Here is a 23,950-nt window from a genome sequence, read left to right as displayed (position 1 = left end):
ATCAACCCTCCGTCGCCTCATACAGACACTGCAGCGACTGGCGGGCCAGACTGCGCGAGACCCCGGCTTCGGCCTCGATAGTGGCCAGCCATTGGCGGGTTTGCTGCAGCAGAAAGCGGCGTTCCTCGGCCGTGGCGGGGGCGGCAGCCAGACGCTGTTTGACCTCCTGGCGGATCTGCCGCAATCGCTGCAGGGCAGCGTCATCTTCGAGCGCCGGGAGCGGCTCGCTATACAAATGAAAGCAGCAACGCTGGAAGAACCTTGCGGCACGCCGCTCGGCGCTGCTGGCCTGCTGCTGCAGGCTGAACAAGGCCTGCGGCTCGCACAGCGGCTGCATGGGCAGGCGCGCCCGCTGCACCAGATACCCCTGCACCGCCTTGGGCGAAATTTCGAGATACCGGGTCACACCCTGCCCGGCCAGATACTGCTGGCTGCGCAGCCACTGCACCGGCGACACCAGATGCTGCAGGATGGATGCCTTCAGCCCGGCCATTGGCAATTCAGCGGCGCTGACATTGCAGACAAGGCGCGATACACGTTGGTCTGTCGTCGTATCCGGTAGAAAATCGAGCGCTGCCGCCAGCTGGGCCCGCGCCGCTTCCATCAACGGGGAGTGAAAAGGCCCGCCGATCTTCAAGGGGAAGAACAAGGCGCCGGCCGCTTCCAGCCTTGGCGCAAACCGGCGGATCTCGGCCATTTCACCCGAAACGGTGGCCTGGTCGTAAGCGTCGATGGCCGAAACGTAGATCTCGATACCTTCTTCACGCCGGGCTGTTTCAACGGCTTGCACCACGGTTTCGGCTGGCACATGCAGCACCCAGCACATCTCCCCCTGCTCGAAGCGACGGGCACAGGCTTCGACCGCTTCCGAGCGCAGGCTCACCACGCGGGTGACGGTGGCCAGATCGAGATAACCCGCCGCACACAAGGCCGGATACTGGCCCAGGCTGTGGCCCATCACGTAATCGGGGATCAGGCCGCAGTGCTGGCGCAGGATGCGGGCAATCGCAACCGTGGTGGCGGTCAGTGCCAGCTGCGAGACCCGTACCTGCTTGAGCGCATCGCGCTGCTCGCCGTGGATCACGGCCATCAAGTCCACGCCGGACAGATCAGAGACTTCGCTCAGGCAGTCGTGGTATTCGCGAAAGTCACGAAACGCAGCAAACATATCCGCCTGCTGTGCGCCCACGCCGGGAAATAAAAAGACGGTTTTCGCTGAGTCGAGAGGGGCACTCATGCTGTAGCTCCATGAAGAATGAGATCGAGCTCCGACTGCGAGAGCTGACAGTGAGGAAAATCGGCAGGCAGCAGCGCCTGTTGCAGCACGGCATCAGGCTGACCACCGTGGACGGCATCGCGCAGCGCCTGCAAGCGGACATCCAGCCGTTTCAGATAACGTGCGGCAGCAAGGGTGTCCGGGCCGGCCACGGTCAGCTGCACGCTGACAAGCCCGCTGTCTGCACCAGCGCCATCGCTGATCAGCAGATCAAAGTCGGCACTGACGGCTTCTGCCGAGTGCCGGAAGCCGCCGGACAAGGCCGGATCAAGGGTGAAATGCCGCCAGGCGGTCTGACTGGCGAGACCCAGGCCGATGTCGTTGATACATAACAGGGGAAAATCCTGCGGCATCGGCAAGCCAAGCTGGCGCGCCCAGTCGGCACCGAGCTGGTGGCGCTGCACCTTGAGGGCATGCAGCCAGCCCTGCCCTGCCGAGTCGGCCGTCAACCGCAAGGCGTTGAAGCCGGTAAACCAGCCCACGGCATGGGTGAGTGACACGGCCAGCCCGAACGAGACTTCGGCCTCGGCAAACAGGCGGCCGTGGTTTTCAAACAAGACGGTGGCCTGCGCTGGCAGCGTCTGGTCTTCATGCAGCAAGGCCAGCAGGCTGGCGGCAATCAGCTCGCTACGCTCGGCTTTCAAACGCTGGCCCAGCGCGGTGAAATCGCTGCTGCGCAGACTCAGGGTGCGACTGGTGGTCACGCCGGTCCGCGCTTGTGCCGGTTGCACGGCGTGAGGCGTGGTATCCGGGCGCTGGTCATGCAGCCATTTCCCCCACAGGAAGGCGCCGTGTTCGGTCATCCGGTCCGTACCAACATCGCCTGCCTCCAGAGCCTGATCCAACTCGTCGAGCAGATAGATCCAGGAGTGGACATCGCACAGCAGGTGGTGGCAGACCCAGATCAGCTGCTGGGTAGCCGCGCCTGGCGTCAGCACGACTTCGTGCAGGCTGGGCTGGGTTTGCAGGCAGATCTCGCGTTGCAGCTGGTGCATCCGCTCTGCCAGCGGTTCGTTGCCAGACAAGGTATAGCGGCGCAGGCTCTGGCCGGCCGACGTAGCGAAATGCCAGCCCTCGGTGCCGGCATCGGCCCGTAACGCAAAGATGCGGTGGCGCGCCTTGACGGCTTCCACCGCCGCATGGATACGCTCGGCAGGCAACGTTACCGGCAGTGTCAGCGTCACCCCCTGCTGCAGATGATTGCGGTCTTGGAACGGCTGCTGGCGGAACCAGCGGCTGGCCGGCAGATGAGCAATCCAGGCAGGGTCGATCTCGTCCGGATCGGCCGTCACGGCAGGCGCTACGTTGGCCACCGCCGCACAGGCGGCTTCCAGCACAGCCCCCAGCGATTTCGATGTCAGCAGCTCGGCCGCGCTGATGCGTACACCCTGTTTGGCCAGCAAGGCCGCAAGGCGGATAGCCTTGATCGAATCGCCACCCAGTTCCAGAAACGAGCGTTGCCAGTCGATGGCATCCGGCCAGATCGGCTGCAGGAAGGCTGCATCAAGCCACGCGGGCAGCTGATAGCGCCTTGCCGGGGTAGTGGCATCCGTTGCGGCTGCTACGCCGCCATCCGAAGCCAACACAGCCCGCACGGCAGCCGCCAGGGCGGCGGCATCGACCTTGCCATTGGCGTTGACCGGCCACGGTTGCACCACGCAGTAACGCCCCGGACGCCAGGCCTCGGGCAGCAGGGCATGCAGGGTTTCGATAAAGTCTGGCTGACCGGCCGGCACTGTTTCGCTGCTGCACAGCACCACGGTTTCCTGCCCGGCCAAGGCCAGCTTCAGCGCCTTCAACTCACAGCGCTGGCCGAGCCCCCGGCTGCGGCTCAGTGCCGCTTCGACGGCTTTTTCGATTTCAGAGGGGTGAATGCGGAAGCCGCGCAGTTTGAATTCATCGTCGATCCGGCCCAGGCAGTGGAAGACCCCCTGCGCATCCTGCACACCCAGATCGCCAGTGCGATACCAGCGGCTGTGGCCATCGGGCCCCGTCACGAATTTCGCCGCCGTCTGGGCGGGGTTATGGATATAGCCATCTGCCAGCACTGGCCCGCCGATCCAGATTTCCCCTTTGAAGCCCTGTGGCACCGGCCGGCCCACGCTGTCGCGAATCGACATGACGGCCGTCCCCAGCGCCTCGCCGATCGGGGTGATCTGGCCGGCATCCAGCCCGGCATTGTGTGGGTGGCTGACGGTATGAATGCAGCAGCCCACCGTGGTTTCGGTGGGGCCGTATTCGTTGATGATCCGGCTGCCAGCGGGGAAGACGCTCAGTGACTGATTCACCAGCCCGGCCAGCAGGTTTTCGCCACCGACAACAAAGGTCAGCGGGTTGCGGCGCGGCCGGGCATGCTCGGTGAGCAAGGCAAGGTGGGCCGGTGTGCATTTGACGCCGCTCAGCGCTTCGTCCGCCAGCAGCGCCTGCAGCATGGACGGCTCGTCGCGGATATCCTGTTCCCAAGGCTGAATGAAGCCACCGGATAGCACAGGCACCAGCAGGCTGGTCTGGGTCAGGTCGAAACCAAAGGAGGTGAACAACGGCGCGCTGAACGGGCAATCCGCCGCGTAGGCATCGGTGGCGGCCAGCGCGTAGTACGCCAGCGCCGACGGCGAGATGGCCACGCCCTTGGGTTCGCCGGTCGAGCCCGAGGTATAGAGGATATAGGCCGGCTGGCCCTGGTCGGCATCCGGTTCCGGCAGTGCGGCTGGCGCAGCGGCCTCAAGCGCCACCGGCAACAATGGCAGGCCCAGCGATTCGGCCAGGGTCTGATCGGCAGCGGCATGGATGCACAGCGCGGCACCCGAGTTGCGGGCGATTGTCGCCAGCCGGGCATGTGGCGTGGTCGGGCAGACAGGCACGACGGTGACCTGCCCGATCAGACAAGCGAGATAAGCCAGCGTGGTTTCGGGCAGCCGGCGGCCCAGCAGCAGTACCGGTGCCCGGCTGCCGGCAGCACGGTGCGAGGCCAACCGGGTGAGGAAACTGGCGATCCAGGCCTGCCCCTCGGCGTAGGTCAGCGCATGGCCGGCAGCGGGTTTGATCAGGCAACGATCAGCAAAGCGCTGAAAAGCCGTCCGCAACTGCGGGCCAATTGGCGCCACCGGTTCGACGTCGGGCTCGATCAGCTGGGCATCCGATGAGTCCAGAACCGCAGCAGCGGCCTGCATGGCATGATCGACCACCGAAGCCAGAAAAGCGTGACACTGCGCTGGCGACCATTGCTGGCGGAAATCGGCTTCGAGCCGGAAGTGGCCACCATCAAAGCGGTCGTGAATATGCAAGGTGGCGAACAGTGCCTCGACCGCCTGCAGATGGTCGATTTCGACCTCGGCGCCGCAGACGGATTTCTCGAAAGCCCCCGTCTGGTAAGACACGCCGAAGGCCGGCACCACCTGCCGCCAGGCAGGCGATGCCAACTCGCCCCAGCGTGCGCCAGGGGCGAAGCGCGAATGAACCACCGCTTTCTGCAGGGTTTTCCTGAGTGTTTGATAGCAATCTGCCACGCTTTCGCCGGCAGCCCGCGAGACCGGGAACAAAGCCGGCGCCACCGCCATGCCGACCGCCCGCTTTTCGGCTTCATCCCAGCGATTGAGCATGGGCGCCTGCAACAGCACGCCATCGCCGTCTTCAATCACCATCTGCGAATAGGCGGTCGCAGCACAGAACAGGCGGAACAGTGAGCCGCCCTGCTGCTTGAACCGCGCCAGCGTCTGCTGATGTGCATCGGTCAACTCAAAGCGGATGCGCAGGGAGCGCGCCTGCTGACCACGGTAGTCGCCAATCGGGCTGCGGCTGTGTACCGGTATCGGGGCCGCCCCGGCGTGATCCCCAAACAGGGCATGCCAGTATTCGGCGTCCTTTGCGCAGCGTGGCGATTGCTCGTAGTCACATTCCCGCTCTGCAAGCACCGTGAATTCCGGCGCATCCGCCACGCAATGACCCAATGCCAACGCGCTCGACAAGTGCTCCATCATCAGCGCCAGCGCGGCACCATCGGCCGCTGCGTGGTGGGCCTTTACAAACCAGCCCGCCTGATTTTCGCGGTAGCGCACGGCGAAGATCCGCATCGGTGCCAGGCTGAGGTCTTCATCCAGCAAGAGCTGGCGCTCGGCCCAGCGGGCAAAGGCGAGATCAGGATCGGCATGGCGGCTGAAGTCGATCTGTTCGATCTGGGCAATGTGTGCGGGCAACTGGCCATGACGCACGCCATGCCAGCAATCACCCGCTGCATTGGCTACAAAACCGATGCGAAAGACATCCAGCGTATCGCGCACGATGGCGCCTGCCTGGGCCAGCTGGGCCAGTGAAACTTCGCCCGTGAGGCGGGCCACGCCGCCAAGGTAGAAACGATGGCCCGACAGCTGGAATGCTTCCATCTTGAAGACGGCCTGTTGTGACCGGGATAGCGCAAAGGTCTGCAGACTCATGCCGACACCGCCATCTCAGCGAAGAAGTGCTCGCGCAGAGCTGTGGCAACGGCTTTGCGGTCGAGCTTGCCCGAGCTGTTGCGCGGCAATTTTCCGGTCTGCCAATAACGGGCCGGCAGCATATAGGCTGGCATCAGGGTGGCCAGATATTGCCGTAGCAACTGGGTATCCTGCGGGGAATCGCCCGCTATCGCGGCCACCAGCCACTGCTCGCCGTCGCCATCTTCCACCACGCAGGCCACCGCTTCGCTGATACCCGCATGATTGAGCAGGTGATGCTCGATCTCACCCAACTCGATACGCAAGCCGCGCAGCTTTACCTGGGTGTCTTTGCGGCCCTGGCAGAAGAAGCCCCGGCCGGTCTCGTACCAACCCAGATCACCGGTCAGGTAGAGGCGTTGCTGCAAGGCTGGGTGAACGATGAATGCCTTGTCGGTCAGATCGGGGCGGTTGTAGTAGCCCTCGGCGAGGCAGATGCCGCCAATCGCAATCTCGCCGATTTCGTGCTCGCCTTTAAGCGCTCGGGTTTCTGGGTCAACAATGAATAGCTCACAGCTGGGCAGCGGCTGGCCAATAGGAATGGCCACTACCCCATCTTCCTTGCAGTCGTACCAGGTGACATCTATCGCTGCTTCGGTCGGGCCGTAGAGATTGGTCAACAGGCAGCGATCGCCAAACCACTGGCGGAATTGCCCAACCAGGCTGGCCGACAACGATTCACCGCTGACATACACCTGCCGCAGGGCCGGCAGCACCGACTCGCCCTCCTGCAGTTCCTGCAATACCGGTTTGAGCAGGCTCGGCACTACATGCATGATCGAAATCTTCTCACTCGCCAGCACCGAGACGATGCCTCGCGGAAACGCTTCCAGCCCCGGCTGCAACAGGTAGTGACTCCCTCCATTGAGCGCGGGCAGGAACAGTTCCCACAAAGACACATCGAAGGTCAGCGCCGTGCGCTGCAGGATCACCTCATCCGCCTGCATGCCGCTGTGATGCTGATGCCATTCCAGGCGATTGATCAACGCGCCATGACTGACCAGCACGCCTTTGGGCGCGCCGGTACTGCCCGAGGTGAAAATCAGATAGGCCGGGCCGGCAGCGCTCAGCTCAGGCAATGGCCGGTCATGTAGGCGCTGCTGGCCTGTCTCGTCGATGGCCGACAGTTGTTCGCGCAGAATCAGTTCGAGATCGGGCTCGGCTGCCAGCAGGGTGGCTGACTGGGCCTCGGTACAAAAGGCGACACGACAACGGGCGGTGACCAACATCGAGGCCATCCGGGCAACCGGCGTCTTGGCATCCAGCGGAAAGTAGACGGCGCCAGCCAGCAATACGGCATACGCCGCCACCATGAATTCGGGACCGCGTTCCATGCCGATGGCGATGCACTCGCCGGGCTGCACATCGCGTTCATGCAATAAATGCTGCGCCAGCCGGCTGGCTCTGGCGTACAACTCGCTCCAGCTCAAAACACTGCCTTTGCCCCATCGGAGCGCCGGTGCAGGGTTATCCATTGCCGTGCGTTTGAAATACTCGGTAATCATGGCTTGACTGGTATTCACGATGAGATGTCCTCCGCCTGCTGGCTTTGTGAGCTTTCTTGCTGCGTTACCAACACCCGGCCAATGCAAATCTGCAGGCAATACGCGGCCCTTCGGCCCGCTGGCCGAATGAAAAATCATTCAGGTAGTGATCCTCTTCGGACGACCCTGACTCGCAACTCCCCCATCGGGGGCTGTCATGAACCAGGGTCAGAGGATGAGCGCTTGTAGACAGGCGGCTATGAAAACGCCGACGCCGTTCCGTTGTGATAGCGGTCGCAAACCGCACGGCCAATCAGCATCTTCTGCAGCTCGTTACTGCCTTCAACCACCTGCAGAATCTTGGCGTCGCGATACAGACGGCTGACGCCATTGGCTTCATCACAACCATGTCCGCCATGAATCTGCACCGCTTTATCGGCCGCTTCGCCCGCCCGTTGCGATGCCAGCAGCTTGGCTTGCAGAATCTGCTCCAGCGCATCTTCTTCGCGTGCTTCCTTGGCTCGGGTCGCCGACAGACAAACCAGCTGCGATGCCAGCAGATTGCCTGACATATCAGCCAGATAACCACGGATGATGCCCTGATCCGCCAGCAGGGTGCCGAAGGTGGAACGTGCGCGCGCCCGATGTGCCGAAGCCGCCAGCGCCGCCTGCTGCACACCCAACGCCGCCCAGGCCACGCTGATCCGGCCGTAGTCCAGAGCGGCTGTCGAGATCAGGCTTTGGCCGAACCCCGGCTTGCCGACGATATGGCTTACCGGCACCTTGCAATCGGCAAAATCCAGAATCGCCAACCCGGCACTCTTGAAGCCCAGCATGTTCTTCTTGGGGGTCACGGTCAGGCCGGGAGTGCTACGGGGCACCAGCACTGCCGTATCAAGCCCTTGCAGCTTGCCGAACACCAGAAACAGATCGGCAATCTGTGCGTAGGTAATCCAGGTTTTCTGTCCGGTAATGGTCAGCGCGTCGCCCTGCACTTCAAAGCGGGTTCCAAGATTGGTCGAATCGCCGCCGGCAGCGACTTCGGTCTGCGCAAAGGCACCAAGCAGCTCCCCTTTTACCAGGGCAGGCAAGAACCGCTGCTTCTGCTCAGCAGTTCCCCAGTCTTCGATGGTTTTCAGCACCATCGAGTGCACATTGAGCAAGCCAGTCAGCGAACCGCTACCTGCACCAATCGCCATGTTGAGCAAGCCAAAGGTCGTCGCATCAAAACCCAGCCCGCCGTTTTCCGGCTTGGCCAGGCCACCCAGCCAGCCCTTGCTGGCCAGAGCCTGTACCACTGCGTGGGGGGTGGCTTCCTGCAAGTCCCACGCATCGGCAAAAGGCGCGACTTCTGTCGCTGCAAAATCCTCGAACGCCTGCAGGTATGCGTTCTGCGCGGGGATCAGAAACCGGTTAAGCATTGACAGCAACCTTCCTGTCGAGAAAGCCGCAGACCGCCTGAATGCTGCGGAAGTTGGCCCGATCCAGATCATCAATTTCAACTTTGATTTTGAAGTTCTTTTCGAGGAAAGAAATCAGCTGGATGGTAGCCAGCGAGTTGACAAGGCCTGTCTCGAAAATATCGATCGCCTCATCCAGATCCTGCTTGCCAGCGAGCTTGAAAAAATAGTCAGAGACCAACTTCTTACGAGCGAACACGTCCATAAATGTTTGACACTTTCTTTGAGGGCTTAAATCTTATTTTCAACAACCAAACACGGCCTATTTGATGAAAGATGACAAAACATCACCAAACATCAGTCAGATAGCCATATTTACACCAAATAATGTCAACGACATTGTTATGCTATATGTAAATATTTTCAGTGACAACGTCATGAGAATGTAATCACTCCCCACTTCCAAGCATTCATCTGAAAATTTATTTGTTAGACAGTATTACGTTCCGACTTTCATGCAAAACAGCCGAATTATCGTGCAAAAGCTGGAGATATCCGACACCAGCGCCTCGCCCCTGGGGGCGCAGATTGCTTAAGCCTAATCACATTTTGGCCAGTGTCGATTACAAGAAAATTCAGATTTTGTAAGGAATCAGCAAGCATCAGGGGCCTGCATCTTACATATTGTTCTGAAATTTTACATGATTCATTTTCTTTGACTGTGCGCATTGCACACATTTATTACAAAGAAAGAATTTTTACCTTTATGGGTAAATTGGCGTATCAAGCAGGAGGCCAATTGGCGTCAGATGCGGACAATGCAGGCATATTTAGTAGAACAATCAAACGGATATCTACTGATGCCCCAGCAAGAATGCGGTCTACTGCTTCGAACAAGAAAGGGATGGGAGCACCCCACCGGAACCGGCGAAGTGTGGTTTTTTTGGCGATAGGAATGTCAGCTTACAGACAGCCCAATCACTCAGGAGTCTGATCAAGAGGAGGCACCTGACTACAACCCGTGCATGGCTTGTCGCAGGGCTGATGGCCGGTCCAGATGGAAGCGCCGACCAGGGGGGCTTATTCGGCGCTCAGGCGCATACCGTCGTAGGCCAGCTCAACACCAGCAGGCAGCAAGGCATTGGTGGCGTGGTATTCCAGCTCGTGGGTCATATGAATCAGCACGGTTCGGCGGGCAGCGATGCGCGCAGCGGCCGCCAACGCCTGATCCAGACCAAAGTGGGTGGGATAGGGCTTGGCTTTCAGGCAATCGAGCAGCAGAACGTCCAGTCCCTCCAGCAACGGGAAGCTGGCTTCCGGGATCTCGGAAACATCGGTGAGAAAGGCCGCATTGCCGATGCGAAAGCCGAAGATCGGCCATTTTCCATGCAGCAAAGGGATGGGGGTGATCATCACCCCGCGATGGGTAAAAGGGCCATCCACCGCAGTCAGTTGCAGGGAAGGCTTATCCCAGTAGGGGGCAGGCGGCAGCGTGGTGTAGTAAAACCGGCTGCGAATATCCTGCATGGTAAAGGCATTGCCGAATACCGGCATTGGGGCACGATTCAGGTAACAGAAGGCCCGCAGATCGTCGATGCCATTCATATGATCGGCATGCGGATGGGTGTAGAGCACCGCATCGACTTGCAGCAGGTTTTCCCGCAGGGCCTGCTGCCGCAGGTCTGGCCCGGTATCAATCAGAAAGTTGAGGCCGCCTGCACGCATCACAGCTGAACAACGGGTGCGCTGATTGCGTGGATCGGCAGAAGTGCAGGTTGGGCAACGGCATCCCAGCGCGGGCGAACCGCCACTGGACCCGACACCCAGACACAGCACCTCTACGTTCATTGCGATAGTCCTGGCGGTTTAAACAGGCGGATAAAGTTACGGGTAGTGGCTTCGGCAATGGTCGCCAACGGCACCCCGCGCAGATCGGCAATGTGCTCGGCAACATGCTTGACCAGGGCTGGGTGGTTAGTCTTGCCACGAAAGGGCACCGGCGCCAGATAAGGCGAGTCGGTTTCGATCAACATCCGTTCCAGTGGAATGCTGCGGGCGACCTCCTTGAGCTCCACCGCATTCTTGAAAGTGACAATACCAGACAGCGAAATGTGAAAGTTCAGCGCAATCGCCGCCGCAGCCACTTCACGGTTTTCGGTAAAGCAGTGCATCACCCCACCCACCTCCGCCGCACCTTCTTCCTCCAGAATGCGCAAGGTATCTTCTGCGGAAGAACGAGTATGGACAATCAACGGCAGGCCGGTCTGGCGCGCAGCACGGATGTGTACGCGAAAGCGCTCACGCTGCCACTCCAGATCACCGGTCAGGCGATAGTAATCAAGCCCGGTTTCGCCAATACCCACCACTCGCGGATGCTTGGCCAACGCTACCAGCCGCTCGACAGAAGGCTCTTCGCAATCTTCATAATCGGGGTGCACACCCACCGTGGCAAATACATTGTCAAAGCGCTCTGCCATATCCAGCACGCCGGGCAGGCCGGCCAGATTGACTGAAATGCACAGCGCATGACTGACTTGATTGGCACGCATGGCGTCTTGCAGCGCGTCTATCTTTTCAGCGAGCTCGGGAAAATCGATATGGCAGTGAGAATCAATGAACATCTAGAAATAGCAGTTTTAATGGGTGGCAAATGCCACCCGGCACTGGATGGCAGGTTGAACTACATGGTGTGGGTGGTGCGGGTTGATTGCAGGGCACCACCCAGCAGCACCTCGATCTTGGCACGCGCCTGGCCACCGGCCTCGTTCGAGGAGAACTGCACACCGATGCCCTGGGTACGATTGCCATGCGCCCCTTGTGGCGTGATCCACACGACATGACCGCTCACGGCAATCCGTGCCGGATCATCCATGAGAGACAGCAGCATGAACACTTCATCGCCAATCTTGTAAGGCCGGGAAGTCGGGATGAACATCCCTCCCCCTTTGACAAACGGCATGTAAGCCGCAAACAGCGCAGCTTTTTCCTTGATGCTGAGCGACAGCACACCTGGGCGGCCAGCAGCTGCTGCGGCGGGGGTCGGTTTGGGCGCTTCAGCCATGGGAACTCTCCTGAAAACAGCACGCGCAATTAGCGCGCCGGTCTGATTGCTTGCAGATAACCGAACAATAGCTGTTCGTACACCAGTCGGTTATTTAATGGGTGATGGGCCAAGGCTCGCGCCTCGCGCACACTGTCGGCGTAGCGCATCAGGCGGATAGGATCAAGCCGGGAGGCCAGTTCGGCAACACTCTGCCGCTTGTCGGGATAATAGCGGATTTTGTCGGCAAGGCTCAAACCAGCCAGATCGAACACCCATCTCGCCAGCCAGTCAATCACTTCTGCCGGATCAAGCTTTTGCCGGTCGAGCCGCTCGGCGGTCGCCAGCGGTTCCAACTGACGGGGTGCCGCCAGCTCGGCAATCAACTCCTTACGTGCCACCATCAAGTCATGATCCGCCTCCGCCAACGCCAGCAATGGCGCACCACCGGCATGAGCAAGGTGATCAGCAGCATGAGCCAGGCCCTGAGCCTCCAGCCAGGCCAGTGCAGGCGCCTCGGCAGGGACCGGCATAGCGTAGCGACGGCAACGGCTGACGATGGTAGGTAACAGGCGTCGCCAATGGTGGCTGACCAGAATGAACAAAGCGTCGGCAGGTGGCTCTTCCAGAGTCTTGAGCAGCGCATTGGCGGCAGCGACATTCATGGCTTCCGCCGGTGCAATCAGCGTGATTCGGCGCCCTGCCCGATGCGAGCTGATATTGACGAAATCCGCCAGCTCACGAATCTGATCAATGGTGATGTACTGCGAGGGCTTCTTCTTTGCCTTACCCCCCTCCTCGTCATCGCCAGCCTCGTCGGCAGCCGGTGCCAGCAAGCGAAAGTCGGGATGATTGCCGGCGTCGAACCAGTGGCACCCCTCGCACCGGCCACAAGGTTTGGCGGCGTCGGCAGTACCAGACTCACACAGCAGGGCCTTGGCCAGGGTCTGCGCCAAAGCCCGTTTGCCGATTCCGGCTTCGCCAGTCAGCAACAGGGCGTGCGGCAGGCGGTTGAGGTCTGCGCTCAGCAATCGCCATTGCGCGTCGTGCCAGGGAAAATACATGGGATCAGATGGGTTTGAATGGTCAACTGGCCCGCAGTATACCGGTGCCAGCCCGCCCCGTCTGAACCACGCCCTCCCCTCGCCGTTCCCCCGCCCCTGCGCACCAGGCGGCAAATTTGAAAACCCTCTGAATCTACGGGATTTCTTGTCATGCCGGGGCGAGCTCGGTAGAATCCCGCCCCCCGCTTTACATAGCACACATGACAAGGAGAGCAGCATGGCGACAAAAGCCTGTGGCGTGGATTTCGGCACATCGAATTCCACAGTAGGGTGGTGGCGCCCTGGCGTATCAGCCCTGCTCCCATTGGAGGGTGGCAAGGCGACCCTGCCCAGTGTGGTGTTCTTCAATGCCGAAGAAGACTCGGTATCATTTGGTCGCGCAGCCATTGCTGAATATCTGGATGGCTATGAAGGCCGGCTGATGCGCTCGCTCAAGAGCATCCTGGGCACCGGCCTGATGGATAGCCAGACCGAGGTACATGGTCGATCACTGGCCTTTCGGGATCTGCTCGGCCATTTCATTGGTGAGCTGAAGCAACGGGCCGAAACCGAGGCCGGTCGCTCTTTCGATCACGCCGTCTTCGGCCGCCCGGTGCATTTCATCGATGACAATATCGAAGCTGATCGACTGGCCGAATTCACCCTGGCAGAGGTGGCGCGCAAGGTTGGTTTCAAGGAAGTCAGCTTTCAGTTCGAACCGATTGCCGCAGCGCTGCACTACGAAGAATCCATCCAGAAAGAAGAGCTGGTCCTGATCGTCGATATCGGCGGGGGTACCTCCGACTTCTCGTTGCTGCGCCTCTCACCAGAGCGGCACAAGGTTGATGATCGCCAAAGTGACATTCTGGCCAATGCCGGCGTCCACATTGGCGGAACCGATCTTGATCGCCGGCTCAATCTGGCATCCGTCATGCCCTTGCTCGGCTACCGCAGCCGTCTGCGCAATAACGCAGAGATTCCCAATAGCTACTACTTCAACCTCTCGACCTGGCACACCATCAACTTCGTCTATACCCGCCGCATCTGGTCTGAATTGCAAGATCTCTCACGCGATGTGGTTGAGCGCGACAAGTTCGAGCGCCTGCTGAAAGTCATCGCCAACCGCAGCGGCCACGAACTGGCCATGCGCATTGAAGAAGCCAAGATCGCCCTGTCCAGTGCCGACCAGACCGAGCTGGCGCTCGACATGGCCGAGCCTGGCCTGCGCCATGCCCTGACCCGTAGCGAACTGGATGCCGCGATTGATGGTGAAGTCATGCAGGTAAGAGATGCAGCAGCCGGCATTCTGCAAGCAGCCGGCATTCGGGCAGCGGATGTCGATACTGTATTTTTTACCGGCGGCTCCAGCGGTGTACCGCATCTACGCAAGACCATTGGCGCCCTGCTCCCCGAAGCACGGGCGGTTGAAGGCGACCTGTTTGGCAGCATTGGCGCCGGGCTGGCCGTCGAGGCACGAAAGCGCTATGGCTGAAGCAAGCCCGTTCGCCCAAACTTCGCCACCAAAACAAAACAGCCCCGGAGAACCGGGGCTGTTTTGTTTTTGGCGAACCTCCCTCACAAGCAGGGGAGTAATCAGCCACTGCTCAGACCGCGTTCAAACGCCAGCATCCGTCAGGGTCTTATCCAGGCGACGCAAGGTTTCTGCTTGTCCCAGCAAAGTCAGGGTCAGGTCCAGCGACGGGGTCTGGGTCGTGCCACATACAGCAGCCCGCAGCGGCATACCCACCTGACCCATTTTCACGCCCTCTGCTGCCACAAACGCTTTGATCGCATCATTAAGGGCGGCTGCTTGCCAATCCGTCGCGGCCAGCGCGCCATGTAATTTGCGCAGGATGGCCAGTGCCTCGGCGCCCAGTTGTTTTTCAGCCAGCTCGGCGGGCGCAGCCTGGTGGCGATAGAAGTACACCGCCTGCTCGGCCAGATCGACCAGATTGGTTACCCGCTCTTTCAACAACGCAATCACGTCCGCCAGTGCCGGGCCTGCCTGAAGCTCAATCCCACGCTCCAGCAGGAACGGCGCGGTCAGGGTGGCCAGACGGCTGTTGTCGGCGGCTTTCATATGCTGCTGATTGATCCACTGCAGCTTGCTGTGATCAAACCGTGACGGACTCGGGCTGACATTGGCCAGATCAAACCACTCGACGAACTGATCCAGCGTGAAATATTCATCATCGCCGTGCCCCCAGCCCAGACGGGCCAGATAGTTCAGCAGCGCCTCGGGCAGAATGCCTTTCTTTTCGTAGTCAACCACCGATACCGGATCTTTACGCTTGCTCATCTTCGAGCCATCCGGGTTCAGAATCATCGGCAGGTGCCCATACACCGGCAGTTCACCCCCCAAGGCGGACAGAATATTGATCTGGCGCGGGGTGTTGTTTACGTGATCATCCCCTCGCAGAACATGGGTAATGCCCATATCCAGATCGTCCACCACCACACAGAAATTGTAGGTGGGGGTGCCATCGGGCCGGGCGATGATCAGATCATCCAGCTCGGTGTTGCTGATCTCGATGCGGCCCTTCACGGCATCATCCCAGGCCACTACGCCGTCAACAGGGTTGCGAAAGCGCACCACAGGCTTTACGCCAGCGGGTGGCTCGGGCAAGGTTTTGCCCGGCTCTGGCCGCCAGCGGCGGTCATAGCGCGCCTTTTCGCCACGGGCTTCCATCTCCGCACGCATCTGGTCCAGCTCTTCCTTGCTGGTGTAGCAGTAATAGGCGGTACCGGCAGCCAGCATCTGCTGGACGACCTCACGATAACGATCCATCCGCTGCATCTGGTAGAACGGGCCTTCGTCATGGGCCAGACCGACCCACTGCATGCCATCCAGAATGGCTTGTACCGATTCGGGCGTTGAACGTTCAAGGTCCGTGTCCTCGATCCGCAGCACAAAGGTGCCACCGTGCTTGCGGGCATAGGCCCAGCTGAACAACGCGGTACGCACGCCACCAATGTGCAAAAGGCCGGTGGGCGAGGGAGCAAAACGGGTACGAACGTTACGGGTCATGATTCGACTTCTTCCGATCAGGTGCAAAAAAACCGATTCTACCTTGCCAGCCAGCCAGCACAAAAAACCCGTGCAACCAATGCAAACATTACCGAATTTTGACGGCAGACCTGACATGGCCTAATATATACGCACATATATATGGAGTTGCCATGAGCCAGGTTTCATTGCGCAAGGTGGGTTCCAGCTTTGTTACCACCATCCCCGCCGAACTGGTGCAGGAACTACAGCTGCAGGAAGGGCAGAAGTTCGAGATCGCCATTGAGAATGGCCGTCTGGTACTGGTACCGGTTGGTGCCGAAATGGACGAGGTATTACAGGCGCATCGTGCCATTCTGCAAAAATATCGCAGCGCCTTTCAGCAAATGAAGGATGCCTGAGGTGCGCCTGCTCAGCCTGCCAGCCTTGCTTACCATCCACCACGAACAGATCGCCGTGTTCGGTGGTCAACATGGCGTGCGCAACCAGTCCGCGCTCGAAGCCGCGCTGAATGCGGCGGGCGATTGCTGGCTGGTCAGCAGTGATCTTTACCAGACGGCCGCCGAATACTGCGTTGCCCTGGTTCGCGCGGATGGCTTTCACGATGGCAATGTTCGTACCGCTGCCGACTGCGCCCTGACCTACCTCCGGCTCAACGGCCAGACACTTAGCCTGATCAACGCCCAACTTTATACCCTGATCATGGAGGTCGCCCTGGGCGACCTTGACCGTTCGGGCCTTGCAGAGCACCTGCGCCACCATGCTCGACCCATCGACACCCCGCCAGCTGACTCCGGCAAGCGGGATTCCCGATCGGGTAACCGGCTACCGGCGCAATGTGCAAACGGACCCTGACAATCCCGGCACGGCAGGCCGGCAATCGCCGTTTCTGCAATGCTTTTGCCAAACAGCTTTTCACGACCGTCCGTCACATTGCTGACGGCTCGCTCAAGCGGAAGGAAACTCAATGCCCCACTTCGACACGATCCCGGAAACTGAACCCAGACTGGCAGGCCAGGGTTTGCGCATCGGCCTTATCATGAGTCGCTTCAATACTGACGTCTGCGAAGGCTTGCTGGATGCGGCCGTCGCAGAACTACGCCGCCTGGGCGTAGCAGATGCTGATATGCACATCGCTACCGTTCCTGGCGCACTTGAAGTCCCCCTGGCCCTGCAGGCCATGGCCGAGTCTGGCCGCTTTCATGCCTTGATAGCATTGGGTGCCGTGATCCGTGGCGAAACCTACCATTTCGAACTGGTTTCCAATGAATCAGGCGCCGGCGTTACCCGGGTTGGCCTGGACTTTGGCATTCCGGTCGCCAACGCCATTCTGACTACTGACACCGACGACCAGGCACTGGTGCGCATGAGCGAAAAGGGCACCGATGCCGCCCGGGTCGCGGTAGAGATGGTCAATCTGCAAGCTGCCCTGAAAGGAATCACTGAATGAACACCGCTGCTCAACCGTCCGACGCCACCGACTCCCAGGCCAAGGCTCCGCACAAGTCGGCTCGCCGCCGCGCCCGCGAGTTTGCCGTACAAGGCATTTATCAGTGGCAGCTGTCGGGTGACACGGTTACCCGCATCGAAACCTTCCTGCGCGAAAGCAGCCCCTACTTTCACAAGGCAGACGAAAAACTGTTCCGTGAAGTGTTCTACGGTGCCGTTAAACAGGCCGATGAGTTGCAGATCGGCTTCACCCCTTGTCTGGACCGTTCAATCGAAGAGATTTCTCCCGTCGAGAAAGCCGTATTGCTGATGGGTACTTTCGAATTGCTGCACAAACCGGAAACCCCCTACGCCGTCATCATCAACGAGTGCATCGAGATCGCCAAAACCTTCGGCGGTACCGATGGCCACAAATTCGTGAACGGCGTGCTCGACAAGCTGGCCTTGCGAGTACGGCAGGACGAGGTGGAAGCCGCTCGCGCCAAACGCCGCGGCTAAGTAAAGCCCATGACCGAGTTTGAGCTGATCGAGCGCTACTTCCGTCGCCCCACCACCAGCGCCCTGCTGGGTGTCGGCGACGATTGTGCCCTGCTGGAGGTTCCTGCAGGCGAGGCGCTGGCTGTATCGGCCGACACCTTGGTCGAGGGCCGCCACTTCTTTGCCGACGTCGATCCTCGCGCCTTGGGCCACAAATGCCTGGCGGTCAATCTGTCAGACCTGGCTGCCATGGGCGCGACACCGCGCTGGTTTACTCTGTGCCTGACCTTGCCCGCAGCCAACGAGTCCTGGCTGGCGGACTTTGCAGCAGGCCTGCTGGCGCTGGCGGACCAACAGCGGATTGCCCTGGTTGGCGGCGATACCACACGTGGACCGCTGAGTATCAGCATCCAGGTCATGGGCAGCTTGCCCGCTGGCCAGGCTCTGCGGCGGGATCAGGCCCGGCCGGATGATGACATCTGGCTCTCGGGTGAAATCGGTGCCGCAGCGCTGGCGGTGGGCGCCCGTTATGGCAAATACCGACTCCCCGCCTCCGTTGCCCGAGGTTGCGAACAAAGGCTGGATTGGCCGGAACCTCGCCTCGCGCTGGGTTTGGCACTCAGGGGCATTGCGCGCTGCGGTCTTGATATATCTGACGGTCTGGTCGCGGATCTTGGCCATATCTGTAAGGCTTCCGGCCTGGGTGCGGAGCTGGATTGGAACTGCCTGCCTCACGCTCTCGCCTCGGCCAGCGAGCTTGATCTGCCGACCATAGAACAAGCAGTGCTGGCTGGGGGGGACGACTACGAGCTGTGCTTTACCGCTGCCCCCGCCCAACGATCGGTCATCGAGGCCTTGGCACCGGCACTTGGCCTACGCCTCAGCCGTATTGGCCGCATGGTCCCAGGTCGGGATGTTCAGGTTTTCAGGGCAGGACAAGCCATCCGGCCTGCCTTGCGTGGCTTCGATCATTTCGGCCAGTCTTAGGTTCTGTTGACGTAAGGTTTGCAGATCGCGTTTTCCGGCAAAACCCTCCGGGCCGGGACGATTTTTGGGGCGGGGCGTCGTTAGGGTTCGCTCATTTAGCTCGCTAAACCGCGCTTACCCTGCCTCGCCTCGCCCCAAAACTCGTCCCGGCGCGACTGTAAACCTTTCGTCAACGGAACCTAGGCTCTTTGGTAGAACCCGGGTGCAATGCTTGAGTCAAATCACCCTCCCCCAAGGAACCATTCACGCGGCAGCAAACCCTTCCCGGCAGATTTCAGGTGGGCATGGCTGCGAAACTCATATCCATAGAACCCTACTTTCACCATGCCACGCCAGCCAGACATCCGACTTTTACTGTCTCATCCCACGCATTTCATCTCTTTAGGCTTTGGCAGTGGCCTATCCCCCAAAGCCCCCGGCACGGCCGGCTCCCTCGCCGCCATTCCGGTCTACTACCTGCTCAGCCTGCTATTGACGCCACTGGAAATCGCCCTGCTGTGCATCCCCCTGTTTCTGCTTGGTTGCTGGGTGTGCGATTACACCGGGCGCATCCTGGGTGTCTCAGATCACGGAGCCATAGTGTTTGATGAAATGGTGGCGATGTGGCTGGTCATGGCCGCCGCCCCACAGAACTGGCAAGGCGCACTGGCAGCCTTTATCGCCTTCCGGTTATTCGATATCTGGAAACCCTGGCCGATTCGCTGGCTGGACAAGCATGTCAAAGGCGGTTTCGGGGTCATGCTGGACGATCTGCTGGCAGCCGGTTTTGCCATTGGGGTGATTCTTGGCAGCCTGCAGTTCCTGCCGTTCCGACTCTGAGGCAGGACACCCGCGACCACGCTTACTGTGGCCGACCTATCCCCACTCCCCGCCAGAAAACAAAAAGGGGCACCGAAGTGCCCCTGAAGTGGGTCCAGGCGTCAAGAAAAGCCTGGGTAGCAGTTACCGCTAGCCAGCTGCGGGCGGATCCGTTCAGGCCGCCTGCACTGCGCGGTGCGGGGCAACCGCATAGTGGTCGAATTGCATGCTGAAGCTGGCACGGCCAGACGTCAGCGCCCGCAGCTGGCCGATGTAGCCAAACATCTCGGCCAATGGCACCCAGGCTGCAATCACCACGGCATTGCCACGCATCGCCTGATCGCGCACCAAACCCCGCCGGCGATTGACATCGCCGATGCAGGCGCCCACATACTCAAGCGGCGTGACCAGTTCTACTGCCATTTGCGGCTCCAGCAGCACCGCACCTGCCTGCGCCAGCGCCAGACGCAAAGCCGCAGCCCCAGCCAGCTCAAACGCCAGCGTTGATGAGTCCCGGTCGTGGTAGCTGCCATCCACCAAGGTGATCTGGAAATCCACACAAGGAAAACCCGCGACCACACCGGTCTGCGCCGCTTTGCGCACGCCCGATTCCACGCTGCCGATAAACTCGGCAGGAATGGCACCTCCCGTGATCTGATTGACGAAGACCACGCCCGAGCCACGATCGAGAGGCTCGACCGACAACACGACTTCAGCAAACTGGCCAGGGCCTCCGCTCTGCTTTTTATGGACATGCCGGGCCTTGGCCAGACGCGAAATCGTTTCCCGATACGCGACTTGTGGACGCCCAACCAACACCTCCACCGCAAAGCGTTTGCGCAGGTTTTCCAGCGCAACTTCGATCTGCAACTCCCCCATGCCGGATAACAGCGTCTGACCCGACTCGGCATCGTGCCGCAGATGCAGGCTTGGATCTTCCTGTACCAAGGTACGCAAGCCACGCAGCAGATTCTGCTGATCCACCTGCGTACGCGCCTCCACCGCCACATCAATCACCGGCTCTGGCGCTTCGATCCGCTCCAACACCACCGGATGACCCAACGCGGTAAGGGTATCACCCGTGGTCGTTGCCTTCAGGCCGACCAATGCCACGATGTCTCCCATCTGCGCCTGCTGCCGCTCCAACTTATGGGCTGCATGCATTTCATAAATGCGCGATACCCTTTCCTGCTTACCCGTACTGGCATTGAGCAGGCTATCCCCAACAGCCAGTCGGCCACGGTAAATCCGCACATAAGTCAGCGCGCCGTGCTGGTCATTCACCACTTTGAACGCCAAGGCAACCAAAGGGCCTTCCAGATCGGCCTCGACCGTAGTCTCAGCCGGCATGGCGACCTCGCCCGGTGCGGGCAGATACAGGGCTACCGCATCCAGCAACGGCTCGACCCCCCGGTTACGGAATGCCGATCCGGCCAGTGCCGGCACCCACCAGCCAGCCAGTACTCCCTGACGGATGACTCGCTGCAGATCCTCAAGTTCTGGTTCACGACCTTCCAGATACGCGGCGAGCATGGCCTCATCACGCTCGACGATCTGCTCAATCAACTGCCGCCGGCGTCGCCCCGCCTCTTCCGCGAGTTCAGCAGGAATCGCCAGACTCTGCATTGGCTGGGCCTTGTCGCCATGAGGCCAATAGAGCGCGCGTTGCGTCAGCAAGTCGATCACACCAGTAAATTCCGCTTCGCGGCCCAATGGCAGATGCAAAGCCAGCACCCGCACACCAAGTCGCTCGGCAATCATGGCCGCAACACGATCAAAGTCAGCACCTACACGGTCCAGCTTGTTGATGAACGCGATGCGCGGCACACCATACTGGTCGGCCAGCCGCCAATTCGTCTCGGTTTGCGGCTCAACTCCCGCCACCCCATCAAACACCACCACCGCACCATCCAGTACACGCAAAGAGCGGTTGACCTCGATGTTGAAGTCGATGTGGCCTGGCGTATCGATCAGATTGAACTGGCAATCTCGCCACAGCACAGTGGTTGCCGCACTATTGATAGTGATGCCTCGTGCTTTTTCCTGCTGATCCGAATCCATAACGGTGTTGGCCTCATGTACTTCACCAATCCGATGAGTCTTGCCGGTGTAAAACAGAATGCGTTCTGTGGTCGTGGTTTTACCCGCATCAACGTGCGCAATAATGCCGATATTTCGTAGTTTTCTTTTCTCCATGATAATCACCCAAATAAAAACCCCGAACAGGGGCCTGCCTGCCGGGGTTTAAATTTAATATCCCGAAAAGGCATGTTTCATTTAATGCCTTTTCAAAATAAACATGAAAAGGCTACGCCATTGCCTGCGCACGAGTGAGGAGTAAAGTCTTTTTAAATGGCATTTTTGACAGATTCATCCACGCCCCGCTTGGCAAATTGCAGACCCAATCTCTCTGCAATCGGCCAAGGTGCCGGCCTGCCGTACCACGACGACTCGCCAACCCCACCTGCATCGAGCCAAAGGCAGGGCGCAAGCTCCCTGGCCCCTGGCTGGAACAAATTGTGGCAATCAGTTTGTCGTAGGTACGCATGATGAATCCTTCAAAGCAAAAACCCCCGAAAGGGCAAGCCTTCCGGGGGTTTCAGATGCCCGGAAGGTATTCACCCCCGAGCCAAAATGCTGGGGGTCTATTCCAAAATAGCCAGCGCCACGCGACCAGCCACACGCCCAAACTGGCGTGTTTTGCCCTCTGCACAAATGGCAGCGGCGAGGTCTTGGTGGTGAAATACTGGCTGGTTCATAATTGGAATCGTCCTGAGAATGGCCGTCAATTTAACGCACAAAAATGGCTTTGACAATACCCAGCCAGAAAATTCATTTAAAGTCTGAGTCAAAAACCATTTTCAACCTCAGCCATCCATTTAAGCCAAATTTAAAAGCAGCGTTCGCCGGTTATTGAGTATTGCAAAGTATCTACCCAACCCCCGGCTCTGTTGATGTTTTGTTTCCGGTTGCGCCGGTCCGGGTTTTGACGCGCTGCTGGATCAGCTGCCAGGCTCCGATTGCCAGGGCGCACTTTGCAAATGGCACATTGCGAAGCCCGAACCTGCCTCCGTTTCTATTCATCCTCAGCGGTGCCGTCACCACGCAATACCTTTGCAAAGCCTTCGTGACCAAGCTTTTGCAGGGTTTCAATATTGCGCAGGTAAATCGCCTCCGCTTCGGGGAAGGCCGCTACCGCACGATCAATACTAGCTTCACGCAGCAAATGCAGCGTAGGGTAAGGTGCGCGATTGCTGTAGTTGCCAACATCGTCTGGCTCGGTGTCGGCAAACTGGAATTCGGGGTGAAAGGCGGCGATTTGCAACTCCCCTTCCAATTGATGCTCCAGCAATACCTGATCGGTGATTTCAAGCAAATCATTGAAATCCATGAAGTCCTGAAATACCCAGGGGTGGATCAGCAAGGTGGTATCAACATCGGCAGGGTCGGTCTCGGCCAGCAAGTCGAGTTCGCGGTCCAGTTCTTCAAGCAAGGCATCAAGATGGATGGCACGGCTGACCACAAAACGCACCTGGTTTTTTATATAAACCGACTTGGCAAACGGGCACAGATTAAGACCGATTACTGCGCGCTCCAGCCACTGGCGCATCTCGGTTTCAATGACAGACAAATCGGCGGTGGCCGGCGGTGGTAGTGCAGACATGACAAAACCTAGCTTCTGGGTGAACGAAGCTTGCTATTGTACCGCGACCTCCTGCCTGACCCTCCCCGTTGCATGGCATAAAGCAAGGTTTGCAGGCTCTGCAACCCGCCATGCGTCTGCGGCAGCAGCTCTCTAGATCCCGGCCCCTTCATCTTGAACCGGCACATACGCAAGTGCCAAGATCAGATCCCGCCCTCGTGCCGTGTACAGATTTCAGGCCATGAAAGGTAAGATGCTGGGGTTTATCTTCAGCTACAACCGCAAGAGACTCCCATGCAATATCGACATTTCAAAGGCGGGATTTACGAATTCCTGCACGAAGCACGTCTGGAAAGCGATCCGACCATCACCATGATCGTCTATCGGGCATCGGATGGCTCGGTCTGGACAAGACCCAGCAGCGTTTTCTTCGAACTGATCGAACATAACGGCCAGCAGGTGCAACGCTTCACCCCTATTGACCCAACCACTCAAGCCGACTGATGCAGAAAGACAAATAGCCACCCTAGGTGGCTATTTGCATGGACACAGCAATGCAGGAACGAAACGGTGTCAGACGTAGACGTCGATCTTGGTACGCTGCTCGGACAGTTTGGCCGCTGTCGCGTTGCTATCCTGCAATCGCTGCAGGCCCGCTTGAGAAATCGCCTCACGCTTGCGGTCCAGCCTGTCTACCGTTTTCTGAACATCATTCATGAGTAGCCGGTTCTGCTCTTGCAGAGTCAGCGACATATTAGCGCTGAAGTTTTTCATGGAAACCAGGTTGGTCATGTTGCGCCCCAGAATAGTCTTGTGAGAACCCGTTCATGCTACCACGGCCCGATAGCGATATGCCTCTAAGTCCTTGATATAACTA

The 23,950-nt window shown here is 59.4% G+C and carries 21 protein-coding genes; 8 read left to right on the top strand and 13 right to left on the bottom strand.

The genetic code is table 11. The annotated features are described in order from the left end of the window. Position 1 precedes the first annotated feature (1 nt). From PZA18_RS05320 to holB, 9 genes are all read right to left on the bottom strand, one after another. Positions 2 to 1,237 (bottom strand): ACP S-malonyltransferase, encoded by a 1,236-nt coding sequence (locus tag PZA18_RS05320; protein WP_284099759.1) that lies wholly within the window; start codon positions 1,235 to 1,237, stop codon positions 2 to 4. Next, positions 1,234 to 5,706 carry an AMP-binding protein gene (locus tag PZA18_RS05315; RefSeq protein ID WP_284099758.1) on the bottom strand — a complete coding sequence of 1,491 codons (4,473 nt, stop codon included), beginning with the start codon at positions 5,704 to 5,706 and terminating at the stop codon, positions 1,234 to 1,236. Before PZA18_RS05315 ends, PZA18_RS05320 begins: the two co-directional genes overlap by 4 nt. After that, a complete protein-coding gene (locus tag PZA18_RS05310; protein ID WP_284099757.1) occupies positions 5,703 to 7,268 on the bottom strand; it encodes an amino acid adenylation domain-containing protein in 1,566 nt (521 codons plus the stop codon). Before PZA18_RS05310 ends, PZA18_RS05315 begins: the two co-directional genes overlap by 4 nt. A 218-nt stretch (positions 7,269 to 7,486) precedes the next feature. Next, the gene (locus PZA18_RS05305; RefSeq protein ID WP_284099756.1) at positions 7,487 to 8,650 is read right to left on the bottom strand and encodes an acyl-CoA dehydrogenase family protein; all 1,164 of its coding nucleotides are present in this window, start codon (positions 8,648 to 8,650) and stop codon (positions 7,487 to 7,489) included. Continuing rightward, positions 8,643 to 8,894: a phosphopantetheine-binding protein gene (locus PZA18_RS05300; RefSeq protein ID WP_284099755.1), complete on the bottom strand. Its 252-nt coding sequence runs from the start codon at positions 8,892 to 8,894 to the stop codon at positions 8,643 to 8,645. The genes PZA18_RS05305 and PZA18_RS05300 overlap by 8 nt, the downstream gene beginning before the upstream one ends. 815 nt (positions 8,895 to 9,709) lie before the next feature. After that, entirely contained in the window at positions 9,710 to 10,477 is a 768-nt protein-coding gene (locus PZA18_RS05295) for an MBL fold metallo-hydrolase (RefSeq protein ID WP_284099754.1), read from the bottom strand. Further along, positions 10,474 to 11,250 carry a TatD family hydrolase gene (locus tag PZA18_RS05290; protein WP_284099753.1) on the bottom strand — a complete coding sequence of 259 codons (777 nt, stop codon included), beginning with the start codon at positions 11,248 to 11,250 and terminating at the stop codon, positions 10,474 to 10,476. Before PZA18_RS05290 ends, PZA18_RS05295 begins: the two co-directional genes overlap by 4 nt. Positions 11,251 to 11,309: 59 nt before the next feature. Further along, positions 11,310 to 11,690 (bottom strand): PilZ domain-containing protein, encoded by a 381-nt coding sequence (locus PZA18_RS05285; RefSeq protein ID WP_284099752.1) that lies wholly within the window; start codon positions 11,688 to 11,690, stop codon positions 11,310 to 11,312. A gap of 29 nt (positions 11,691 to 11,719) precedes the next feature. Then, the gene (gene holB / locus PZA18_RS05280) at positions 11,720 to 12,733 is read right to left on the bottom strand and encodes a DNA polymerase III subunit delta' (RefSeq protein ID WP_284099751.1); all 1,014 of its coding nucleotides are present in this window, start codon (positions 12,731 to 12,733) and stop codon (positions 11,720 to 11,722) included. A 217-nt stretch (positions 12,734 to 12,950) separates the two neighbouring features. On the opposite strand from holB, the gene PZA18_RS05275 reads away from it, so the two are divergent. Further along, positions 12,951 to 14,204, top strand: a complete 1,254-nt coding sequence (locus PZA18_RS05275) for an Hsp70 family protein (RefSeq protein WP_284099750.1) — start codon at positions 12,951 to 12,953, stop codon at positions 14,202 to 14,204. Positions 14,205 to 14,327: 123 nt separating this feature from the next. Here the strand turns inward: PZA18_RS05275 and gltX are convergent, their stop codons facing one another. Continuing rightward, entirely contained in the window at positions 14,328 to 15,740 is a 1,413-nt protein-coding gene (gltX, locus tag PZA18_RS05270) for a glutamate--tRNA ligase (protein ID WP_284099748.1), read from the bottom strand. A gap of 152 nt (positions 15,741 to 15,892) precedes the next feature. On the opposite strand from gltX, the gene PZA18_RS05265 reads away from it, so the two are divergent. The 6 genes from PZA18_RS05265 to PZA18_RS05240 all read left to right on the top strand — a co-directional run bounded on the left by PZA18_RS05265 (position 15,893) and on the right by PZA18_RS05240 (position 19,451). Next, positions 15,893 to 16,120: an AbrB/MazE/SpoVT family DNA-binding domain-containing protein gene (locus PZA18_RS05265; protein WP_284099747.1), complete on the top strand. Its 228-nt coding sequence runs from the start codon at positions 15,893 to 15,895 to the stop codon at positions 16,118 to 16,120. Next, positions 16,113 to 16,574, top strand: a complete 462-nt coding sequence (locus PZA18_RS05260) for a type II toxin-antitoxin system death-on-curing family toxin (RefSeq protein WP_284099746.1) — start codon at positions 16,113 to 16,115, stop codon at positions 16,572 to 16,574. Before PZA18_RS05265 ends, PZA18_RS05260 begins: the two co-directional genes overlap by 8 nt. A 112-nt stretch (positions 16,575 to 16,686) precedes the next feature. Further along, a complete protein-coding gene (gene ribH / locus PZA18_RS05255) occupies positions 16,687 to 17,169 on the top strand; it encodes a 6,7-dimethyl-8-ribityllumazine synthase (protein WP_284099745.1) in 483 nt (160 codons plus the stop codon). Further along, on the top strand, positions 17,166 to 17,666 hold the full coding sequence (gene nusB / locus PZA18_RS05250; RefSeq protein ID WP_284099744.1) for a transcription antitermination factor NusB: 501 nt from the start codon (positions 17,166 to 17,168) through the stop codon (positions 17,664 to 17,666). Before ribH ends, nusB begins: the two co-directional genes overlap by 4 nt. Before the next feature lie 9 nt (positions 17,667 to 17,675). Then, positions 17,676 to 18,632: a thiamine-phosphate kinase gene (gene thiL, locus PZA18_RS05245; protein WP_284099743.1), complete on the top strand. Its 957-nt coding sequence runs from the start codon at positions 17,676 to 17,678 to the stop codon at positions 18,630 to 18,632. A gap of 324 nt (positions 18,633 to 18,956) precedes the next feature. Continuing rightward, complete coding sequence (locus PZA18_RS05240; protein WP_284099742.1) at positions 18,957 to 19,451, top strand: phosphatidylglycerophosphatase A family protein; 495 nt, start codon at positions 18,957 to 18,959, stop codon at positions 19,449 to 19,451. Between the two features lie 153 nt (positions 19,452 to 19,604). Here the strand turns inward: PZA18_RS05240 and fusA are convergent, their stop codons facing one another. Beyond that, positions 19,605 to 21,626, bottom strand: coding sequence for an elongation factor G (gene fusA / locus PZA18_RS05235; protein WP_284099741.1), 2,022 nt, complete (start codon positions 21,624 to 21,626; stop codon positions 19,605 to 19,607). An 880-nt stretch (positions 21,627 to 22,506) separates the two neighbouring features. Further along, the gene (locus PZA18_RS05230) at positions 22,507 to 23,094 is read right to left on the bottom strand and encodes a DUF1415 domain-containing protein (RefSeq protein ID WP_284099740.1); all 588 of its coding nucleotides are present in this window, start codon (positions 23,092 to 23,094) and stop codon (positions 22,507 to 22,509) included. Positions 23,095 to 23,367: 273 nt separating this feature from the next. Between PZA18_RS05230 and PZA18_RS05225 the strand changes: the two genes are divergently transcribed. Next, positions 23,368 to 23,577: a DUF1653 domain-containing protein gene (locus tag PZA18_RS05225; RefSeq protein WP_284099739.1), complete on the top strand. Its 210-nt coding sequence runs from the start codon at positions 23,368 to 23,370 to the stop codon at positions 23,575 to 23,577. 69 nt (positions 23,578 to 23,646) lie between these two features. On the opposite strand, the gene PZA18_RS05220 is transcribed toward PZA18_RS05225, so the two are convergent. After that, on the bottom strand, positions 23,647 to 23,865 hold the full coding sequence (locus PZA18_RS05220) for a hypothetical protein (RefSeq protein ID WP_284099738.1): 219 nt from the start codon (positions 23,863 to 23,865) through the stop codon (positions 23,647 to 23,649). Positions 23,866 to 23,950 lie beyond the last annotated feature (85 nt).

The organism is Parachitinimonas caeni (assembly GCF_030129945.1).
Lineage (GTDB): Bacteria > Pseudomonadota > Gammaproteobacteria > Burkholderiales > Chitinimonadaceae > Parachitinimonas > Parachitinimonas caeni.
The sequence above is the reverse complement of the archived record's forward strand: the minus strand, read 5'-3'. Positions and strand labels throughout refer to the sequence as shown.

Excerpts from the sequence above, each read along its gene's own strand:
- PZA18_RS05315 (WP_284099758.1), bottom strand. The coding sequence starts at position 5,706 with ATGAGTCTGCAGACCTTTGCGCTATCCCGGTCACAACAGGCCGTCTTC.
- PZA18_RS05265 (WP_284099747.1), top strand. The coding sequence starts at position 15,893 with ATGAGCCAGGTTTCATTGCGCAAGGTGGGTTCCAGCTTTGTTACCACC.
- PZA18_RS05220 (WP_284099738.1), bottom strand. The coding sequence starts at position 23,865 with ATGACCAACCTGGTTTCCATGAAAAACTTCAGCGCTAATATGTCGCTG.
- fusA (WP_284099741.1), bottom strand. The coding sequence starts at position 21,626 with ATGGAGAAAAGAAAACTACGAAATATCGGCATTATTGCGCACGTTGAT.
- holB (WP_284099751.1), bottom strand. The coding sequence starts at position 12,733 with ATGTATTTTCCCTGGCACGACGCGCAATGGCGATTGCTGAGCGCAGAC.
- ribH (WP_284099745.1), top strand. The coding sequence starts at position 16,687 with ATGCCCCACTTCGACACGATCCCGGAAACTGAACCCAGACTGGCAGGC.
- gltX (WP_284099748.1), bottom strand. The coding sequence starts at position 15,740 with ATGACCCGTAACGTTCGTACCCGTTTTGCTCCCTCGCCCACCGGCCTT.
- nusB (WP_284099744.1), top strand. The coding sequence starts at position 17,166 with ATGAACACCGCTGCTCAACCGTCCGACGCCACCGACTCCCAGGCCAAG.
- PZA18_RS05225 (WP_284099739.1), top strand. The coding sequence starts at position 23,368 with ATGCAATATCGACATTTCAAAGGCGGGATTTACGAATTCCTGCACGAA.
- PZA18_RS05290 (WP_284099753.1), bottom strand. The coding sequence starts at position 11,250 with ATGTTCATTGATTCTCACTGCCATATCGATTTTCCCGAGCTCGCTGAA.
- PZA18_RS05305 (WP_284099756.1), bottom strand. The coding sequence starts at position 8,650 with ATGCTTAACCGGTTTCTGATCCCCGCGCAGAACGCATACCTGCAGGCG.
- PZA18_RS05230 (WP_284099740.1), bottom strand. The coding sequence starts at position 23,094 with ATGTCTGCACTACCACCGCCGGCCACCGCCGATTTGTCTGTCATTGAA.
- PZA18_RS05240 (WP_284099742.1), top strand. The coding sequence starts at position 18,957 with ATGCCACGCCAGCCAGACATCCGACTTTTACTGTCTCATCCCACGCAT.
- PZA18_RS05320 (WP_284099759.1), bottom strand. The coding sequence starts at position 1,237 with ATGAGTGCCCCTCTCGACTCAGCGAAAACCGTCTTTTTATTTCCCGGC.
- PZA18_RS05260 (WP_284099746.1), top strand. The coding sequence starts at position 16,113 with ATGCCTGAGGTGCGCCTGCTCAGCCTGCCAGCCTTGCTTACCATCCAC.
- PZA18_RS05285 (WP_284099752.1), bottom strand. The coding sequence starts at position 11,690 with ATGGCTGAAGCGCCCAAACCGACCCCCGCCGCAGCAGCTGCTGGCCGC.
- PZA18_RS05275 (WP_284099750.1), top strand. The coding sequence starts at position 12,951 with ATGGCGACAAAAGCCTGTGGCGTGGATTTCGGCACATCGAATTCCACA.
- PZA18_RS05295 (WP_284099754.1), bottom strand. The coding sequence starts at position 10,477 with ATGAACGTAGAGGTGCTGTGTCTGGGTGTCGGGTCCAGTGGCGGTTCG.
- thiL (WP_284099743.1), top strand. The coding sequence starts at position 17,676 with ATGACCGAGTTTGAGCTGATCGAGCGCTACTTCCGTCGCCCCACCACC.
- PZA18_RS05300 (WP_284099755.1), bottom strand. The coding sequence starts at position 8,894 with ATGGACGTGTTCGCTCGTAAGAAGTTGGTCTCTGACTATTTTTTCAAG.